The sequence below is a fragment of the Nonlabens sp. YIK11 genome, from assembly GCF_001413925.1.
In the GTDB taxonomy this organism is placed as follows: Bacteria; Bacteroidota; Bacteroidia; order Flavobacteriales; family Flavobacteriaceae; genus Nonlabens.
In genome coordinates, this window is sequence record NZ_LBMJ01000001.1 from 991378 (window position 1) to 1010538 (window position 19161).

At 36.0% G+C, this 19161-nt stretch carries 18 protein-coding genes and 1 tRNA gene; 3 read left to right on the forward strand and 16 right to left on the reverse strand.

Translation table 11 applies throughout. The features are described from left to right. The first annotated feature begins 279 nt into the window (after nucleotides 1–279). Complete coding sequence (locus tag AAU57_RS04450; protein WP_055411776.1) at nucleotides 280–1035, forward strand: hypothetical protein; 756 nt, start codon at nucleotides 280–282, stop codon at nucleotides 1033–1035. A gap of 96 nt (nucleotides 1036–1131) precedes the next feature. Here AAU57_RS04450 and AAU57_RS04455 read toward each other — a convergent pair whose 3' ends face one another. Then, on the reverse strand, nucleotides 1132–2517 hold the full coding sequence (locus tag AAU57_RS04455; protein WP_055411777.1) for a dipeptidase: 1386 nt from the start codon (nucleotides 2515–2517) through the stop codon (nucleotides 1132–1134). Between the two features lie 111 nt (nucleotides 2518–2628). Between AAU57_RS04455 and AAU57_RS04460 the strand changes: the two genes are divergently transcribed. Continuing rightward, nucleotides 2629–2710: transfer RNA gene (locus tag AAU57_RS04460), tRNA-Leu, on the forward strand. Between the two features lie 5 nt (nucleotides 2711–2715). Then, a complete protein-coding gene (locus tag AAU57_RS04465; protein ID WP_055411778.1) occupies nucleotides 2716–4008 on the forward strand; it encodes a tyrosine-type recombinase/integrase in 1293 nt (430 codons plus the stop codon). Nucleotides 4009–4809: 801 nt separating this feature from the next. Here AAU57_RS04465 and AAU57_RS04470 read toward each other — a convergent pair. The 15 genes from AAU57_RS04470 to AAU57_RS04545 all read right to left on the reverse strand — a co-directional run bounded on the left by AAU57_RS04470 (nucleotide 4810) and on the right by AAU57_RS04545 (nucleotide 18821). Next, nucleotides 4810–5346 carry an STM3941 family protein gene (locus AAU57_RS04470; protein ID WP_055411779.1) on the reverse strand — a complete coding sequence of 179 codons (537 nt, stop codon included), beginning with the start codon at nucleotides 5344–5346 and terminating at the stop codon, nucleotides 4810–4812. A gap of 1279 nt (nucleotides 5347–6625) precedes the next feature. Then, nucleotides 6626–7057, reverse strand: a complete 432-nt coding sequence (locus AAU57_RS04480) for a hypothetical protein (protein WP_055411781.1) — start codon at nucleotides 7055–7057, stop codon at nucleotides 6626–6628. A gap of 155 nt (nucleotides 7058–7212) precedes the next feature. Then, nucleotides 7213–7443 carry a hypothetical protein gene (locus AAU57_RS04485; RefSeq protein ID WP_197275389.1) on the reverse strand — a complete coding sequence of 77 codons (231 nt, stop codon included), beginning with the start codon at nucleotides 7441–7443 and terminating at the stop codon, nucleotides 7213–7215. A 360-nt stretch (nucleotides 7444–7803) separates the two neighbouring features. Beyond that, entirely contained in the window at nucleotides 7804–8577 is a 774-nt protein-coding gene (locus AAU57_RS04490; protein ID WP_055411782.1) for a hypothetical protein, read from the reverse strand. 597 nt (nucleotides 8578–9174) lie between these two features. After that, nucleotides 9175–10359: a hypothetical protein gene (locus AAU57_RS04495; protein WP_055411783.1), complete on the reverse strand. Its 1185-nt coding sequence runs from the start codon at nucleotides 10357–10359 to the stop codon at nucleotides 9175–9177. A gap of 517 nt (nucleotides 10360–10876) precedes the next feature. Continuing rightward, nucleotides 10877–11440 carry a hypothetical protein gene (locus AAU57_RS04500; protein ID WP_055411784.1) on the reverse strand — a complete coding sequence of 188 codons (564 nt, stop codon included), beginning with the start codon at nucleotides 11438–11440 and terminating at the stop codon, nucleotides 10877–10879. 124 nt (nucleotides 11441–11564) lie between these two features. Beyond that, nucleotides 11565–12248, reverse strand: a complete 684-nt coding sequence (locus tag AAU57_RS04505) for a hypothetical protein (protein ID WP_055411785.1) — start codon at nucleotides 12246–12248, stop codon at nucleotides 11565–11567. 224 nt (nucleotides 12249–12472) lie between these two features. Then, nucleotides 12473–12964: a hypothetical protein gene (locus AAU57_RS04510; RefSeq protein WP_055411786.1), complete on the reverse strand. Its 492-nt coding sequence runs from the start codon at nucleotides 12962–12964 to the stop codon at nucleotides 12473–12475. Nucleotides 12965–13499: 535 nt separating this feature from the next. Then, nucleotides 13500–13982, reverse strand: a complete 483-nt coding sequence (locus tag AAU57_RS04515; RefSeq protein WP_055411787.1) for a DUF4265 domain-containing protein — start codon at nucleotides 13980–13982, stop codon at nucleotides 13500–13502. A gap of 148 nt (nucleotides 13983–14130) precedes the next feature. After that, the gene (locus AAU57_RS04520; RefSeq protein WP_055411788.1) at nucleotides 14131–14634 is read right to left on the reverse strand and encodes a hypothetical protein; all 504 of its coding nucleotides are present in this window, start codon (nucleotides 14632–14634) and stop codon (nucleotides 14131–14133) included. A gap of 532 nt (nucleotides 14635–15166) precedes the next feature. After that, nucleotides 15167–15727, reverse strand: a complete 561-nt coding sequence (locus AAU57_RS04525; protein WP_055411789.1) for a hypothetical protein — start codon at nucleotides 15725–15727, stop codon at nucleotides 15167–15169. Nucleotides 15728–15951: 224 nt separating this feature from the next. Next, entirely contained in the window at nucleotides 15952–16395 is a 444-nt protein-coding gene (locus AAU57_RS04530) for a hypothetical protein (RefSeq protein ID WP_055411790.1), read from the reverse strand. A 547-nt stretch (nucleotides 16396–16942) separates the two neighbouring features. After that, on the reverse strand, nucleotides 16943–17611 hold the full coding sequence (locus tag AAU57_RS04535) for a hypothetical protein (RefSeq protein ID WP_055411791.1): 669 nt from the start codon (nucleotides 17609–17611) through the stop codon (nucleotides 16943–16945). A 144-nt stretch (nucleotides 17612–17755) separates the two neighbouring features. Continuing rightward, nucleotides 17756–18154, reverse strand: a complete 399-nt coding sequence (locus AAU57_RS04540) for a hypothetical protein (RefSeq protein ID WP_156339996.1) — start codon at nucleotides 18152–18154, stop codon at nucleotides 17756–17758. A gap of 301 nt (nucleotides 18155–18455) precedes the next feature. Next, nucleotides 18456–18821 (reverse strand): hypothetical protein, encoded by a 366-nt coding sequence (locus AAU57_RS04545; protein ID WP_055411793.1) that lies wholly within the window; start codon nucleotides 18819–18821, stop codon nucleotides 18456–18458. Nucleotides 18822–19161 lie beyond the last annotated feature (340 nt).

Here is a 19161-nt window from a genome sequence, read left to right on the forward strand (position 1 = left end):
GAATGGTTGGTTCCTTAATAGGACTTCGCTCCATTTAAAATGTTACAATCCTGAAACGCTTACGATGTGTCGATGTAGGGTTTTGTGAATTTGATAATCTTTTACCCAACAAACCTGGTTTTTAATAAAAATTATTCAAAAAACTATTTTTAAATAAAATCGATGAAATACACTTTTAAGGACAGAAAAAGATGTATTTCATCTATGTAACACTTAAAATTTATTAAATGATACATTTTACATACTATTTCATTTAAATTCGTAGGTAAATCCTTCCCTATGTTCAAAATTTGTCTCTTTGTTTTCCTGCTAGGGACTTATTCTCTATTTAGCCAGGTAGGTATCAATACAGCCGCACCAGACCCTAGTGCGATGCTTGAAGTTAAGTCTGATAATAGTGGGATGCTTATGCCGAGACTCACTACCGCCCAAAAAACAGCCATCGCTACTCCAGCGACCGGACTTTTGGTTTATGATATCGATCAGGAAAGTTTTTCATTTTATAATGGTACTGCATGGGTAGCAATAGGTGGTACTAGCGCAGCAAACGATTTTACTGGTTGGGCCGATTATGTCGATACCATCCATGATACAGATAACCCATTTATCGTCGGCGACATTTCATCAAGCATTTCACCTAATCGTGTGACGCTTCCTAATAATGCTGGTACGATAAGGGATACTCAGAAGCCTATAGATGTGACTACATTTTACGACTCGGCAAGTCAAAGTATAACTGGCCGAAATGGCGATGGAGTCAATATCGTTATTGAATTTAAAGCAAGGCCTAATACCACCACAGAATCTAGACTGACAATAGCTATAGACATTGGTGCCCCAGTAAATGAGATTTACACAAGGGACTTTGTTTTGTCAAAAGGTAAGGATGTGGAACACTTTTATTTAAGTTCTTTCAACGCCTACACCTTGGGGACATGGCAAGCAAACGGTGGCCTCGTTAAGGTTTCCTGTACCGCTAGTACAGACATCTATGATATTAGATATGTAATTACCAGAACGCACAAAGCTAGGTAAGTTGTAATTGTTTTATTTAAGTCACGCTTTCGCGAAAGCGTAAATAAAAAAATCCCATTAACAAGTCATGGGACTTTTTCAAAGAGTAAAATGACATTACTTTTTCATCGCTGCATAATGCTTGTAAAAATGTGGGATGGTCTCTATACCTTTCAGATAATTCCATATACCAAAATGCTCATTAGGCGAGTGAATCGCATCGCTGTCCAGCCCAAAGCCCATCAGAATGGATTTGGAATTCAACTCTTTTTCAAACAGCGCGACGATAGGAATGGAACCACCGCTGCGTTGTGGTATTGGTGTTTTCCCAAAGGTGTCTTCATAAGCAGCGCTGGCGGCCTGATAACCTATGCTGTCGATAGGCGTAACGTAGGCCGTACCACCATGGTGCGGTTTTACCGTTACGGTAACACTTTCTGGAGCGATGCTTTCAAAGTGGTTTTTAAAAAGTTCTGTGATTTCTTTCCAGTTTTGATTTGGAACCAGGCGCATGGAGATCTTCGCAAAAGCCTTGCTTGCGATTACGGTTTTAGCACCTTCACCGGTATAACCACCCCAAATGCCATTGACATCCAGCGTTGGTCGTATGCTATTACGCTCGTTAGTGGTGTAGCCTTTCTCACCATGTTCTGAGGCTATGTTGAGCGCCTTGTTGTATTCTTCTTGAGAGAATGGAGCTTTAGCCATTTCGGCGCGTTCTTCCTTACTCAATTCTTCTACCTTGTCGTAAAAACCAGGAATGGTAATGTGGTTGTTTTCATCATGCAGTGAAGCGATCATCTGACATAATATATTGATGGGGTTTGCCACCGCGCCACCATACAAACCAGAATGCAGGTCGCGATTAGGACCCGTAATTTCTACCTCTACATAACTTAAGCCTCGCAGTCCTGTTGTGATACTAGGAGTTTCCTTTGAAATCATTCCGGTATCAGAAATAAGGATCACATCATTAGCCAGTTTCTCACGATTGCGTTCTAGGAACCAACCGAGTGACTCGCTACCTACTTCTTCTTCACCTTCAATCATGAATTTTACGTTGCAGGGCAAAGCATCATTAGCCGTCATGAACTCCATGGCTTTGACATGCATGTACATTTGTCCCTTATCGTCGCAGGCGCCGCGGGCAAATATGGCGCCGTCAGGATGTAGGTCGGTTTTTTTAATGACAGGTTCAAAAGGAGGACTGTCCCATAAATTAATAGGATCTGGCGGTTGAACGTCATAATGACCGTAGACTAAAACCGTAGGTAAATCTTTATCGATAATCTTTTCTCCATAAACAATAGGGTAACCAGGTGTATCGCAAATCTCTACGTGGTCACATCCTGCCTTTTCAAGAGCAGTTTTTACTACTTCGCTTGTTTTTATGACGTCGTCCTTATAGGCTTTGTCTGCACTAATGGACGGTATTTTGAGAAGATCGACGAGTTCATTAGTGAATCTGTCTTTATGTTGGTCAACGTATGTTTTGGTATTCATTCAATAGGAGTTTGATGTAAAGATAAGCAGCAGGAAATTTTCTTATTACAAAGAATTTGTAATATCGGGAAAGTATGTATATTTGCCGTCCCAAATAGGGAATACCAGTATGCGGATGTGATGGAACTGGTAGACATGCTAGACTTAGGATCTAGTGCTTCACGGCGTGCAGGTTCGATTCCTGTCATCCGCACTTCTATGAATAAGCCGCTATATCAGCGGCTTTTCTTATGTTTGACAACTTTAATAGTTGAACAAGAATCGCCTGCCGAGTATCAAGGCGAGTATCATTTTAAAATCACCGTGGGTAAAAAAAACTACGAACGACCAAAGCTTTACATTCCTAAAGTTCTTAAAAATGGTAAGAAGGTGCCAACAGTTGATCCTGGTAAACGTTGGTATATATACTTTAGGTACGAAGGCAAACTCATAAAAAGATATAGTGGTTTAAATCAGTTTAAAACTGTTAGCGAACGAAAAAAGGTGGGCCAAGCATTAATAGATGCATTTACTGAAATGCTAAGACGTGGATGGTCTCCTTTAGACCGTATCAACAACCATAACAACTATCAACAAGAACAGAAATTATCTCTAGAGCAGGCGCTCAAGTCGGCTTTGGAAAACAAAAAAAGTGTTTTAAAAGAAAGTACTTTTAGCCAGTACGAGAACGCTTATAACCGATTTATGACTTGGTGTAAGCAAAATTTTATAGCTGGAATATTGATTCATGAGTTCAAGAGGAAACAGTTTGCAACGTATCTAAACTACTTAAAAAAAGAAGGAAATAACCCTACGAGTATTAATAACAATAAAAGGGCAATAAGTGCCTTATTTAGCAAATTGGTAGCGGATTTTGTTATTGAAATAAATCCAGTAGCAGGGATTAAAACCGAGACTAGCAAGCCTTTGAAGAATCGACCATTTACGGCCTCTCAATTGAAGCAGGTATTGCAATGTTGTGAGATGAATGACCCTTACATATTGAATTTTATCAAATTCATGGTTTTTGCAATGCTTAGGCCTAGAGAAGTAATTCGTCTTCAAAAAAAGAGCATTACCAACAATTTAATATTTGTCGATACTAAAAAGGGAATGGCTACGATCAATATAATTGATAAGCTAAAACCTCTGGTTTCTGAACTTGTTGCTCAATGCAGCAGTGATGAAGACACTTTGTTGACTTATCAAAATAAACCAATGGTTTGGACCGCAAGTGAGAAGGGAAAAACAAATGTCTTTACTCGTAGGTTTAAAAAAATTAAAGACAAGATAGGTCTTGATGAAAATTATGGACTGTATAGCTTTCGTCATACTGCGATTTACCACTTATACCAATCCTATATGGATGATGGCCTATCTCATTCTGAGATCATCAATAAGCTGTTGCCCATTACTCGTCATAAGAGTGAAAAAGAACTAACTGCGTATTTGCGTGAAGTTGGAGCCATGTTACCGCCTGATTATAGCGAGCGTTTTACTTTCAACTTATAGTTGCTAATTTTTGTATGGAAATGGTTCTTAGCATATAGCCTCTTTTTACTAAGATTGACTATCTATTTTTTAAAACCTCTGGTTGACTCTGGGATAACGAGGTTTGAGGTTTTCAAAACATTGAAAATCAAATTATTAATATTTAGTAAAGACAAAGTGAATAAAGCTAGAGATTTATGTAAACCATTGGTTTAAACCAATGGTTTAATAGAGTGATGATTTAGTCTTCTGAGAAAAATTACTTGACAGTAAAGGTGTAATGCGTGTGAGACGTTCTTAACATTGGGCTGTTGCCTTGCCTTGTTGTTGTTTATTATTGTTGAAATTAGTTAGTGTTGTTGTTGAACAGCAGCTTCAAGTTGAGCAGTCAAGAACTGACGTGGGCAGCGAGAAGAATTAATTTCCTGATGTGCATTATTTGTAGTTTCTGCCAGTTGTTGGAGCGGAGAAGCTTATACTGGAACAAATCTAATTACAGATTAGGCGTTTCACACCTTTGCCGTTTCTGTCTCCGACGAGCGAGGTAGTAGCGAGAGGAAGACACTGGAGTAGATTGGGAGTCTTGAAATTTTATGGTCCTGTGACTGGGTGAAGATCTTGATATTGCAGGCGCTCAAATGTTTTCTGAATCGAAGCCTTAGCCTCAAAATTTCACAGCAGAGAGCTACGGCCGCAGGCAATTGGCCTGAACGGTCTCGTATAACCGTCAGTTACGGGTTAATATGCGTTAATTTTCGCTTTAGCACAGACGTTAGCAATTCCGAATGGATTCGGACGTACTCGAATCCACCGTAATTGCGGTTATACATTGTTGGGCAACGTTTTTATTAATTCCGCTTTTTTATTTTTTTCAGCGTGTGTCATTGCGATTATAAATTCAGTCAGTTTAATTGTGTCCATTTCTAATTGTCCAAGTTGTATATTCAATTCTTGAAAATCAAGAGCTTCATTAATTTTGCTCATAGCTTTATGAAACTTCCCTTTCCTTTTGGAAGGCTTGAAATTATCTGGCACTAAAAGACAAATAAAATGTTGTCCATAAACATTTACTGGATAAGCATCTTTGATAATTTCCCAATTTATAAATTCGTCGTGAGTCGTTCTATCATAAATTCCGATTTCATTAATTATTACTTGAGGTCTTTTGTCAAACATATGGAAAAGTCCTACTGGAATTGCTAAACTAAAAAAGCAAGTTCCTATCCAGCCCATTATTCGGTCAGTTTCAGACCCTCCATCTCTATTAATCATCCATATTCCTGCTGCAATTAATGACGCAGCAAGTAGAAATTGTTTCAGAACTTTTTTCTTTGATTTATATAATTTGATTTCGGTCATTTCTCAAATGTTGCCCAACGGTCTTGGCTATGAGTACTGCGGGCGCAAACACCTACTTTCCTTTCGGTTGAGCACAGAGCCAGAACCTTGTTTTCGGTTTTTTTTTAATATTTCAAAAGCCAAAACAAGGTTTTGGCGGTCATAGCAAATTAGCGATTAATTTCGTGTTAAGCACTTAATCTTGCATTACTTATAGCCGTTGTTGTGCATAGTGTTTTCCTCACGATGCTTATAATTTCTGCCTGTTTTATATCCGCAATATGTCAATAATAACAATATAATCAGTAGGATAGTCAAAATGCTATTCGCGGTATTATTATATCTGTTTTGAGTTTGCTCTTTTACTTCGTCGCCAATATTTGAATAATCCATCGAAGAATATATTTGACCGAGTGAATTTATTGTCGTTATCACATTTACTAAAATCAAAATGACTAAAATGCTTGAAATCATAAACACAACATTTGCGAACAAATTTTTAAAATTCTGTCGCAACATTCTAACGAGATATACTCCGAAAAATATAAATGACGTCAATAACAGAAAAAAGAAAATATTTGGAATTACAAAATAGCTATCGTGTAAATTAAAATCTAAAGTTGACGTTGCGGTAAAACTATCAAATCCGTCAAGAGAAAAATGAATTAGAAAGCAAATTATTAGAGTTCCAATCAGCCAAAATATTTCTTTTCGTTTCAATTTATTTTTATTGGTTTATTCAGTTGAAATTTATGTTCTGAACGATTTTTTTCGCTTTCACTATTTTTACATTATACACAACGGCAAAGGTATAATGCGTGTGAGGCGTTCCCTCACGTTTGCCCGTTACCTTGCCTTAATTGGTTTTGATTGATGAAGATAGTTATTGTTGAGGAATTGAAGCCTCTCGTGGAGCATCTTGCATCCGACAAGCACTGCGAGAGGAATGCATACCTGAGGCGCTTTATGCTATGGTCGTGCCAGTTGGTGGAGGAAGCGAGATCCTAGCCAGGTACCGACCTACTTTTCGATCAAGGCGTTTCACACCTTTGCCGTTTCTGTCTCCGACGAGCGAGTTAGGAGCGAGAGGAAGACACAGAAGTAGATCGGGAGCCTGCCTGCCGGCAGGCAGGTCTTGAAATTTTGTGGTCCTGCGACTGGTTGAAGGTCTTTGTAATGCAGGTACTCAAATGTTTTGTGATTCGAAGCCTTAGCTTCAAAATTTCATAGCGGAGAGCTACGGCCGCAGGCAATTGGCCTGAACGGTTGAGCTAAAAAGCGTTGCCATCTCGTAGGGTGGCTATGATTTTTTAGCCATTGTTGTAGCCAGTTTTTCTTCTTTTATAATTTCTCCTATCCTTTGGATTAACAATACACCCAATACTATTGCAGCTGTTATCCAATCTTCTTTCCAGAAGTGGTAAATTATCACACCTAGTATTATTGGTGATATGTAATCAAGAAGTCTGTTAATTACTCCAAGCCAAATTTTGACTTTTTCTGGAAATATTGTTTTAAGTTTTTCTGTCAATGAGTTGAAGAAATAACCAATAAGATGCGCTGTCAACATTAAGAGTCCGAATCCGATAATCAAGATTGTCACAAATCGTTCGGTTCCACTTTCAGCGAAGATGTTGTAGATAAATTTACCGCAGAAAAAGATTACTCCGATTATCAGAATTGGTTTTATTCCTTGTTTCCAAACAGTGATTAAAAATTCTTTTCTATCCATTTTGTAAATTGGCTACAACGGTCTCGTATAAGAATAGTTGCGAGTTTAGGTGCGAGGATTTTCCGCGGGAAAATCAGACGTAGTAAACTTGCAACGACCTTTGGTTAAGCCCAAAATTGAGCGATTATTTTTATACATTGTTGTAGTGCGTTATTCTACGCAATGTTGTTAGTGTATTTTCCGACAGCTTTTAATTCAGCAATCCCACTTTCTTTTTGAGCCAATACTTTCAACTCTCGGCAAAATATATCAATCGAATTTGGGTCAACTATTAACTCCATTGTTAGTTTGTCTTTTTCTTCTTTTCTATAAACCGTTGCCACATTTTCTTCCAATGTGATTTGCAATCCGCATTTACCTGTCAATCCAATTTTATAGAATTCCATTTTAAAATATGCATAGCTATCTTTTTCTCCGCATGAATGAGTCACTTTATCCTTTCCAAACGGAAATCCGTTCAGGCCAATTGAGTAGATCGGGAGTCTTGAAATTTTGTGGTACTGTGACTGGTTGAAGATCTTGAGAATTCAGGCACTCAAATATTTTGTGATTCGAAGCCTTAGCTTCAAAATTTCATAGCGGAGAGCTACGGCCGCAGGCAATTGGCCTGAACGGTCACAGCTATAAGTAGTTGCGTGGTTTAGCACAAAACTTTGCAAGTACACACCAAGCTGAAAATCCGCGAGGATTTTCAGAAGTAGGCGAGAACCAGCAATTACTTATAGCCATTGTTAGCCACTGTTTTTTTAATTTATTCCGAACACTTTTTTAAAAGGTTCTCTTAATTTTTTTCCTTCACTTTCGGTTAAAATATTGTCCGAAGCATATGACATTCCAGCGTGAAGTATTTTCTCCACAGCTTTTGCCCAAACAGGTTTTAGATAAATCTCTCCATCTTCATCTATTCCGAACGCAGAATCTCCAACTAATTCTCTTGCTCTAATGTCAAATTGAGACGATATAATAGATAAACCTTCTTTAATTGGTGAACTATACCTTTCATTTTTAGCTGATAGCTCAATCGTGTTATCGTGGTTATCATTAACAAAAGGATGATTAGCGTCATAAATCTTTATACAGTTTTGCCAAGCCTTTGTATACAGTTCACTGTTCAATCCTTTGTCAAACTTTGATAGTTCCAGAACTTTATTTTCGGATATATTTCTTGTTAAGTTGATAATTTGCTCAATCTCTTGTCCATTGTCTCCAAATAATTCTTTGATTGCAACTTCTTCTAATATTTTAACTCCAAATGTTCTTGTGTACCATACATCATTTACTAATCCTTTATTTATTCTTTTCTCTCTTGAAGGATTAATTACTTCTACTTTAAATAATTTCCCTGGCCATTGAGTAACAATTTTGGTTTCTAATGAATGGTCAACTACAATGAAAGGTGGTTTCTTATTCTTTTTAATAATTGAGTCACCAACCTTAGCATTTTCAAATAATTCGTTTTCATCATTCGATGCATAAACGTATCCTTGAATTTTCCTTTTACTAAAATTGAATAGGTCCATTTTCTTCAAATAGTGGCTAACGGCAAAGGTATAATGCGTGTGAGTCGTTCCCTCACTTTTGGCTGTTACCTTGCCTTTAGTTGGTTTTGATGGATGAAGATAGTTAATGTTGTTGAATAGAAGCCTCACGTGGAGCATCCTGCATCCGACGAGCACAGCGAGAGGAATGCATACCTCTTGCGCTTCATGCTATGTTCGTGCCAGTTGGTGGAGGAAGCGAGATTCTAGCTAGGTAAACACCTACCTCATGAAAAGGCGTTTCACACCTCTGCCGTTTCTGTCTCCGACGAGCGAGGTAGGAGCGAGAGGAAGACAGATGAGTAGATCGGGAGTCTTGAAATTTTGTGTTCCAGTGATTGGTTGAAGATCTTGATAATGCAGGCACTCAAATGTTTTGTGATTCGAAGCCTTAGCTTCAAAATTTCATAGCGGAGAGCTACGGCCGTAGGCAATTGGCCTAAACGTTGTTGTATATGGTTTGTTGCGTGGTTTAAGCAACTAATTTAGTAAATAATTACCGACCAAGAAAGTCCGCGAGGACTTTCGCTAGTAGGCAAGAAGCTAGCAATAAATTATATACGGTGTTGTACACAGGCTTTATTTTGATTCTAATGTTATATTTTCTAATAACCTTTTTAATGTTTTAACTCCAAGTCCAGGAATTTCTTTTAAATCATCTTCGGTTATCTTATTTTTTTTAACTCTTAATTTAATTATTTCTTTAGCGATATTTTTAGAAACATTTCCGACAACTACAATTTCATCTAATGTTGCAGAATATATACTTGGCTTTTTATCTAAAAATTTATCCTTGTCAAGAAAATCAAGTAAGTCAGCACAAACTAAATAAATATGCATTACAGTTTTAATTGCTTCAACTCTAGTTAAGCTTGAATGTACACCCTTATTTGTTAGTTTGAATGTACTTTGTAGGTATAGACCAAGAAAGTCAACGTGTTTTTTTGCTAAATCTTTATTAGATTTACTGACTATATTTTCGTCCATATAAGCCCAAAGACGATTTATATAATTTTCTTTGGATAAACTTCTTCCATTTATTTTTTCTTCAGTTGGTGGATATAAATTATCTGCTAATTTTTCAAAGAATCGCCTACAACTTGTTAAACCTTGAGACCATTCTTCTTCACTATTTGACGAAACTGATTTAAATGCTAAAAGTAGTTGTTCTGCTAATTCAGGGTCGATTTCAAAAAGTACATCTTCTACTTGATTTTTAAGAATCTCAAAATTTGATTCAGGTAAATGTTCGTAAGCGTATTTTTTATGATAAAAGGAAGCTTTTTTATATGCTAATGATTTTACGACAGAAAGTGTTTGAGATAAATTTGCAGTATAGTAAGTTCCATCATTTCCCCTTTTCGTTTTTACATAGTCTTTGTATTTATCTTCTATGTATCCAATATTAGAAAAACTTCCACCAGCATCAGTCGCTTTTGCAGTTAATTCTTCATTTGTAATATCTATTCCTACATCAATTCCTAATTCTTTTACTGTTTTAGTAATTGCTTTAAGTTTTTCCTTAGTTTTTTTATTGTTTTCATTTTCATTTTCAATAAATGCAGATATAAGTTCTTTGAGACTTGTAGTATAAATAGTGTTACCTAATTGAATTTCAGTCCAAATTATAAGTTTTTTTTCATTAAGTAATTTTCCAATTCTATTTAACTTTTGGATACAGCTAAAAAGAGAAAATTTTGGATTTTCAAGATTCTCGATTACTTCTTCTAATAAAAATAGACCTTTTTCTTTTTTCGAACTCATATCTTTTTCAGCTTGTGCCCAACGGCAAAGGTATAATGCGTGTGAGGCGTTCCCTCACGTTTGGCTGTTACTTTGCTATTCATTGGTTTTGATGGATGAAGATAGTTAATGTTGTTGAATAGAAGCCTCGCGTGGAGCATTTGGAACGCCTTATGCGCTTTATGCTATGTTCGTGAAAGTTGCTGGAGGAAGCGTAGCCTTGCTAGGTATACACTTACCTATTGATCAAGGCGTTTCACACCTTTGCCGTTCAGGCCAATTGAGTAGATTGGGAGTCTTGAAATTTTGAAGATCTTAAGGCTGATTAGTAGTTTTAGCTATACTAACATTCGAATTGATGTGTGCTCAAGCCTTAAAAATCAAAATTTCATAGCGGAGAGCTACGGCCGCAGGCAATTGGCCTGAACGGTCTCGTATAACCATCAGTTACGGGATTAAAGTTAATGATTTTCGGTTAAGAACTGGCGTTAGCAATTCCGAGTGGATTCGGACGTAGTCGAATCCGCCGCAATTGCGGTTATACATTGTTGTGTGCTGGCTTTTTTCTCATCAAACTTTTAATTCGATTCGGATACTTATGGTTTAGGTAAACTCCAATTCCAAAAAATCCCATTATTAACAAAAAAGGAAAGAGAAATCTTAATTCAGATTTCACGTCATTCATATCATAGAGTATATTGTTTTCTCCAGTTGCAATTTGAAATACTTCAGGTTCCATTTCAGATTGTTCACTTTCCTTAATCCAAACAATTGCTTTTCCAGATTTTTTTAATTCTCTCTCAATTAGCTCATACTTTTCATTATTCCAACTCTGTTCAATGTTTTTAGCTAATTTATAGTTTCGAGTATCATTTTTAAGATTTAATATTAGTTCCGACTTCACGCTTTTATGACCTTTAGAACTAACTCTTGTGTAAAATGCTTTTACATTCTCTACTTCTCCACGTTTTTCAATTAGAGACTTTTCTGTTGTGAATAGGGTAGGCGCAAAAAAATAAAATGCACAACCAATACAAGCAATTCCGAACCAAAGTAATTGTCCAGCGTAATAATCTTTCCTCCATTTCTTTTTGCTGTTCATTTGTTTTTCAGCTTGCACAGAACGTCTCGGCTATGAGCAGTTGCGTGGTTTAGCGTTAAACTTAGCAAGTACACACCATACTGAAAATCCGCAAGGATTTTCAGAAGTAGGCGAAAACCAGCAATTACTTATAGCCATTGTTGGCATTAGTTTTTATTTCGTTAAATATTCCGTTTTTTTCATTATAATCATTTGTCTTTAACTTTTTGGTTGGGTAAAACCAAACCGTTTTAATTTCAATTCGAGGTAGATTTTCAGTTATAGTTCCGTCTGAATTGTGATATTTAAGATCCATTCCTTTTTCGAGGAAGTGGTGTTCAATTTTTTGGATTGAATCTTTAATCGATAGAATTTTAAAATCACCTAAATTATAAGTTTCAATTTCGTTAATTGGTTTAGGTCCAAATTTGTGCTTTAGTCCGAAAAATGTAATTTTATTTTGGTTAATTTTCAATGAGTCAAAATATTTTTCTTGTAGTCTTCCAGCATTTATTCTGTCATTTTCGACAACTTTTAAAGTCAAATCATATGCTTTCTCGTAATATACTTTTTTTAAAGTATCTTTTGGTTGTTCAAAATCTTTTGGATTATTGAATCGATAAATTTCTAATGTGTCTTCAGAAATCCATTGTTTTATTCTTCCATTTATTTCGATTCCGTTTTTTTCAGAAAACTCTTTATTAATTGGCAATAATCTTGTTCCTGTTATATCGCTGCTGAAAGCCATTAATCCAGGTCTGCTATATTGATAAATAGCATATTTTTCATTCAAGCTTTTTTGTTTGTAAACGTAGCTATATTCAGTCATTTCTACATTTTACAAACAAGAAGTAAGGACTATCATTATAAATAATATGATTAATTCCGGGTGTTTCATCAAATTAATGCCAACGTTTAGTATAACCGCAGTTAAGGGATTAAATTTAATGTTTTACGGATAAGCACCTACGGTAGCAATTACGCGTGGATTCGGACGTAGTCGAATCCGCCGTAATTGCGGTTATATAATGTTGTAAGCTGGCTTTTTTATTTTTAAAATTTCCACCAAGGTTTTTTCGGTTCCATTGGTTTTACTTCACTTTCTATTTTCCAAAACTCTCCGTCACACTTTTCATCCGCTTTATTGTTTGTCACGCTTACTCCATAAGGATAAATCCCGTCCTCAAGTCCGTTTTGAATCCTTTTCATTAATTTTTGAATTGGCCAACATTGAGTTCCGTCTGATAAATTTACTTCGATATTCACTTCTCCGTGAGGGTCATTGTCATCAGTAATCCATTTCGAATCAGGAACATTTTTTATTAAAGTTTCTCCAATATATGAGCCAATCGAAAAAATCTTTCCGCCATAACCTTTGGCAAGTCGACCACCTTTTATCGGTTGTCCGTCTTTAGTGTATTTTTGGATAAATCGGTCAATTTCAATTAAACTTCCCATTGAATAATCAAGTTCAATTCCATCCGATTTGAACGCTTTAACCGTCCAATCGGATTGCTTTTTTATATCGTCTAATAATGTTGCCATTCTGTTTTTATAGCTTGCTTACAACGGCAAAGGTATAATGCGTGTGAGGCGTTCCCTCACGTTTGGCTGTTACCTTGTCTTTGTTTGGTTTTGATGGATGAATATAGTTAATGTTGTTGAATAGAAGCCTCGCGTGGAGCATTTGGAACGCCTTATGCGCTTTATGCTATGTTTGTGCCAGTTGTTGGAGGAAGCGTAGCCTTGCCAAGTATACCTTTACCTATTGATCAAGGCGTTTCACACCTTTGCCGTTCAGGCCAATTGAGTAGGTTGGGAGTCTTGAAATTTTGTGGTCTTGTGACTGATTGAATATCTTGATAATGCAGGCACTCAAATGTTTTGTGATTCGAAGCCTTAAAATCAAAATTTCATAGCGGAGAGCTACGGCCGCAGGCAATTGGCCTGAACGGTCTCGTATAAGAATAGTTGCGGGTTTACGTGCGAGGATTTTCCGCAGGAAAATCAGACGTAGTAAACTTGCAACTACCTTTGGTTAAGCCCAAAACTGAGCAATTATTTTTATACATTGTTGTGCCTAGTTGTTTTTTAATTCAGCTCGATGTTTGTCCGATAGACAAGGTTCTGCGAATTCAATAATTCCGTCATTTTCATACTCGTCTAATATTTTTCTTATTCCCGAATAATTAACTTTTTTTACAATTTCCATTGAAAAGTAAATGTCATTAAGTCCTTCACTTTCACAATCCAATTCTTTAAATCGGTTTCTAATAATTTCTTTGTCAAATCCTTTTTTGGTTATGATTACTAAAACTATAGAATTTCCAGAATGTTTGGTTGTTTTTTTATAAGTCAGCATTTTTTCCGATTCGTCAAATTCCGCGTAAAATTCGTCATCGGTTGCGATTTGTGGTCCGTAGAAAGGAATATTGTCCAATTTATAAATTCCGTTATCCTTGTCAATTATTTCTGCCCACATAGTTTCTACAGTCAGTTCATCAAGAACATTGCTGTGATATTTGAATAAAATTTTCTCGTATTTTTCTTTAGTTTCTGTCATTCTGCAATTAGGCACAACGGTCTCGTATAACCGTCAGTTACGGGTTAACGTGCGTTAATTTTCCGTATGATACCGATCTAAGCAATTCCGAGTGGATTCGGACGTAGTCGAATCCGCCGTAATTACGGTTATACACTGTTACCTGCTGTTATTTTTTTACTTTTTTGCCATTCCGATATTCAATTCGTAATTCAGTTCCATCATCTTTCAGGCAGTATTCAGTTCCGTGCTTTTTATTTTTTTGATATTCACAACGATAAATCAGTTTGTCATTTTCGTACTGCTCGATTAGAGTCTTTTTTCCGTTTTTATTGTAGTGCTTAAATTCAGTTGTTGGTTTGTTCAGTCCGTAATTCGTTTCCTTGCGTTTTGTTTGAGTTTCCCAATAATATTCAGTTTCACTTGCAGGTGTTGGCTTTTCAGTTCCGTTGTAATAGGTAATAGATTTAGTCAATTTTCCATTCTCAAAATATTCTTCATAGACTAAATGTTCATTTTTCCGAACGTGTTGAGCTTGTCCAGAAAACAATTTATCGTCCGCAACTTTGTAAGTCAAATCATTTTCAACATATAAGTCTTTCATTCCGACTATTTCTTGAGCAGAAAGTTGGTTTAAAAAACAAATAATAATGATAAGCAGAATGTTTTTCATAATTGCAGGTAACGGCAAAGGTATAATGCGTGTGAGGCGTTCCCTCACGTTTGGCTGTTACTTTGCTATTGATTGGTTTTGATGGATGAAGATAGTTAATGTTGTTGAATAGAAGCCTCGCGTGGAGCATTTGGAACGCCTTATGCGCTTTATGCTATGTTCGTGCCAGTTGTTGGAGGAAGCGAGATCCTAGCTAGGTACCGACCTACTTTTCGATCAAGGCGTTTCACACCTTTGCCGTTCAGGCCAATTGAGTAGATTGGGAGTCTTGAAATTTTGTGGTCCTGTGACTGGTTGAAGATCTTGATAATGCAGGCAGTCAAATGTTTTGTGATTCGAAGCCTTAGCTTCAAAATTTCATAGCGGAGAGCTACGGCCGCAGGCAATTGGCCTGAACGGTTTTGGCTATGAGTAGTTGCGTGGGTTAGCACTTAACTTTGCAAGTACGTACCAAACTGAAAATCCGCGAGGATTTTCAGAAGTAGGCGAGAACGAGCAATTACTTATAGCCATTGTTGTAAGCTGGCTTTTTTTATTCATAATATTTTTCCAATGCTCGGTCAAAGTCAATCAAGTCGAGCCATTTTAATTTATCTAAATCCACAATTTCGTCTGTCCGTTTTTCTCTGTTCAGATATTCTAAATCTCTCGGATGAATCTCAATTAATTTTGCTTTATTTTTTTCAGTTTCCTCAAGTCCGTAATAAATTGATGTTGGGTCAAAATCAAAGAATGCAAATTTTCTATTTTTCAGATTAATGATAACAAAAGGAAAACCACCTTTCGGATTATTCGGATTGTGGGCAGGTTTTCTACAAACTATACATTCCGACTTTTCAAGGAAGTCAAACGTTTTGTCGTTTTGAAAATATATCCAAGTTCGGCTTGAATTCAGTTCAAGTTTCGGATTGTCAGAGTTTGAGTAAATTCCAATTAGTCCAGCATAAGCTCCCATTCTCCATTCTTCAATATTGTAAACTATAATTCCGTATTCATTATTTGGCGATGAAACGAAATAATCTTCAGTCCAACCTTCCGATTTGTAGTCAATCAGTTTTTCTTTGTTAATATTCCAACTCAAAATTTCGTTCATTTTCGGTTTTTACAGCTTGCTTACAACGGCTCCGTATATGAAAAGTGGCGCTGAAAATAAGCGGTTTCTTTTCGGATTAACACAAGCCGAATTTTTAAATTTTACTATTTATCTTTTTTATTGGAAATCGTCAAATTTAAAAATTTGGCGACTTTCCAAAAATGCCCAAACCTTAGTGATAGCAATGACTTGCGCTATTTTTTATATACATTGTTGCCCACAGTTTATTTATTCGTAATCAATTCGTTTAGCTCTTTTCCCACTTTGCTTTTGAAAGGGAAACTCAATATAATCATTACATTTCCTTTAGTAATTATTTGTTCGGGATGAGCTTTATTCGGTTTTTTTCCGCCCCAGAGTAGACTTTCGATAAATCCTTTTCCGTTTTCGGCGTCTTTGTCAAATTCGAAATATAATATAGAACCTTTTTTTCCATCGTATTCAAAAGTTTGAAATCTTTTATCTATAGTTTCTCCAAGAATAAAACTATACATTTCGGGATTTTCGTAAAGCAATTTTGATTGCACTGCTTGGCATTCCAACTTCTCAGAAGTTTTATATTCTGCAGAAATTTCAGTCGTTTTAATTTTAAGAGAATCAATTGCTTTTGATTGACTAAATCCAATATTGGAATAAATGAATAGAATTAAAATCAGTATTTTTTTCATTTAGAGTATGTTTTTCAAATTGTGGGCAACGGCAAAGGTATAATGCGTGTGAGGCGTTCCCTCACGTTTGGCTGTTACCTTGCTATTGATTGGTTTTGATTGATGAAGATAGTTATTGTTGATGAATTGAAGCCTCGCGTGGAGCATTTGGAACGCCTCGTGCGCTTTATGCTATGTTCGTGCCAGTTGGTGGAGGAAGCGAGCTCCTAGCCAGGTACCGACCTACTTTTCGACCAAGGCGTTTCACACCTTTGCCGTTCAGGCCAATTGAGTAGATCGGGAGTCTTGAAATTTTGTGGTACCGTGACTGGTTGAAGATCTTGAGAATTTAGGCACTCAAATATTTTGTGATTCGAAGCCTTAGCTTCAAAATTTCATAGCGGAGAGCTACGGCCGCAGGCAATTGGCCTGAACGGTTTAGGCTATGCGCAGTTGCGTGTCTTAGCCTTGTCTTCCCAAATATACCCAAACCATAGAAAATTTCGCAGAAATTTTAGGGATGAGCAAGAACCGAGCAATTGCGTATAGCCAGTGTTCTACATCGTATTTATTCGATTAGCTTGTATTTGTAGCTATTAAGAACAAATACCCCATCGGTTTCGTTTTCTTTTAGAATATCAGCGATTATAATCGGCTCTATGAGCACAGAAAGGCAAGGAGTTTCTATAGGTTTGCCACCATAATCGATAGTTGACAAATGGACTTGGATATTGCTGTTTGTATAAGGCTTAAACTTAAAAATTGATTTTCGAGAGCCAATATTATTAGAAATCTCTATTTCGTAAACCTTACTTGGTTTTTTAATTTTTACTTTTCCATCAAAATCAGTTTCCAACCTTTCAAGCGTTTTTAATTCTGCGTCACGAAGTATTACTTGGGCATCAAATTCTGGAAAGTCATCGAAATTACTTATTACTGTGATTTCTGGAAATTCATCTTGGTTAACACTTGAAACAACCTTGATATTTTTAGTTGCATAGCTAAACGGAAGCTTTAAGCTTTTCCGAAAGTTGAAGACAATTGATGTATCCGTTGCATAGAAAGTTCCAGCAGATCTGAAGGACTCAGCGTTACTCTCTTCAACATACGTAAATTTTAAATTTTTTAAAATGAACTGTGATTTTCGTTTACCGTCGTCAAACTCATATATTTTCTTACTACAACCTATAATTAGAAGAGCTGTACATAATAAAATTGCTTTCGTGATTTTGGTCATATGATGTAGAACGGTGCGTATAACCGCAGTTACGGGTTAATATGCATTAATTTTCGGTTAAGCACTGACGTTAGCAATTCAGAGTGGATTCGGACGTAGTCGAATCCGCCGTAATTGCGGTTATACATTGTTGTAACACGTTTTTTATTCATTTAGTTTATCAATTATATATTCAGTCAGATAATCATCTTTTTTATCCAAAAATATGATTGTCGGTCCGAATACATTGTTAATTGCGAGAAGTCCATATTTCTCATTAAATAAAATCGGTCCAGTTGCGTCATCTGCATAATCTATTGTGTCATAATAGTCAAACTCCAATCCTTGAAGTTCATCATTTGTGAAAGGCTTTTTGTTAGTTTTTAGAAACTTGTCAAATCCAAAAAGAAGAGTGTCAGCATTAATTATTTTGCTTATCGCTATCGTTTTTGTTGTATCAATTTGATTTACGTATCTAAAATTCAGTGTATTTTTCGATTTTTTGAAAGTCAAATTAAACTTTTCATTTTTCGGTACTGCTCCAAAGAATATTGTTGCATTCATTTCAGATTTCCATTCAGAGTTGTTGTCAGAACATCCGAAACAAATAGTAAAAATCAATATGTAAGTTAATAGGTTTCTCAAAATGTGTTACAACGGTTGTGTATATGGCTAGTAGCGTGCAAATTAGCGATAAATATTCGGTTAAGTACGAGCCGAATTTTTTAATTTCCTTTTTTATCTTTTTTTGTCAAAAAGCCAAATTAAAAAATTTGGCGGACTTGCAAATACGCCTTAACTTCGATTAAGAAACAAATTAGCTATGAGCTATATACGTTGTTGTGCAACGTTGTTTTATTAAGTTTTAGTTCCGTTTTCTCACTAAAATTATTCCGTCATTTCCTTGTAAAAGATCGCCACCTTTTTGTCCGATTTCATAAAATCCAATCGGAAAATCCAATTCATATTCAGCATTAATCGTAAAGCGATAAACGTAAAACTCCACGTCATTAATTTTATTGGTTTTTGGGTTTATTCGGTTTTTTTCAATCTTATATGCAAAAGGAATTGTATCATTTTCGTTAATTATAATTCTACCTTTTTTCGAGTTCAAAAAGGATAATTCGATGTTATGTTCTTTATAACTGCCTTGATAAATCTTTTCACTTTTCAATATCGAACATCCGCTTAAAAGAATAAATAGTAATGCGTTAATCAGAACATTTTTCATTTTCTATTCATTTGGAATTTGTACATATCCTGACCAAATTAAAACTATATATATCAGGCAAAATATTGCAAATGCTCTGAAGAAATAGTGATAAAACTTGAAAATCGCAGGTGCCTTTTCAACTAATATCGAGTTCCGCTTTTTCAGTCCGTTTTTTAGTTTGTTAGTTATTATCGGACCTAAAATCCAAAAAAAGAAAAATCCGCCAACAAAAAATAATGATAATCCGATTTTAAATTTCAATTCGCGATGTTTTTTTTCAATGTTGCACAACGGCAAAGGTATAATGCGTGTGAGGCGTTCCCTCACGTTTGGCTGTTACCTTGCTATTGATTGGTTT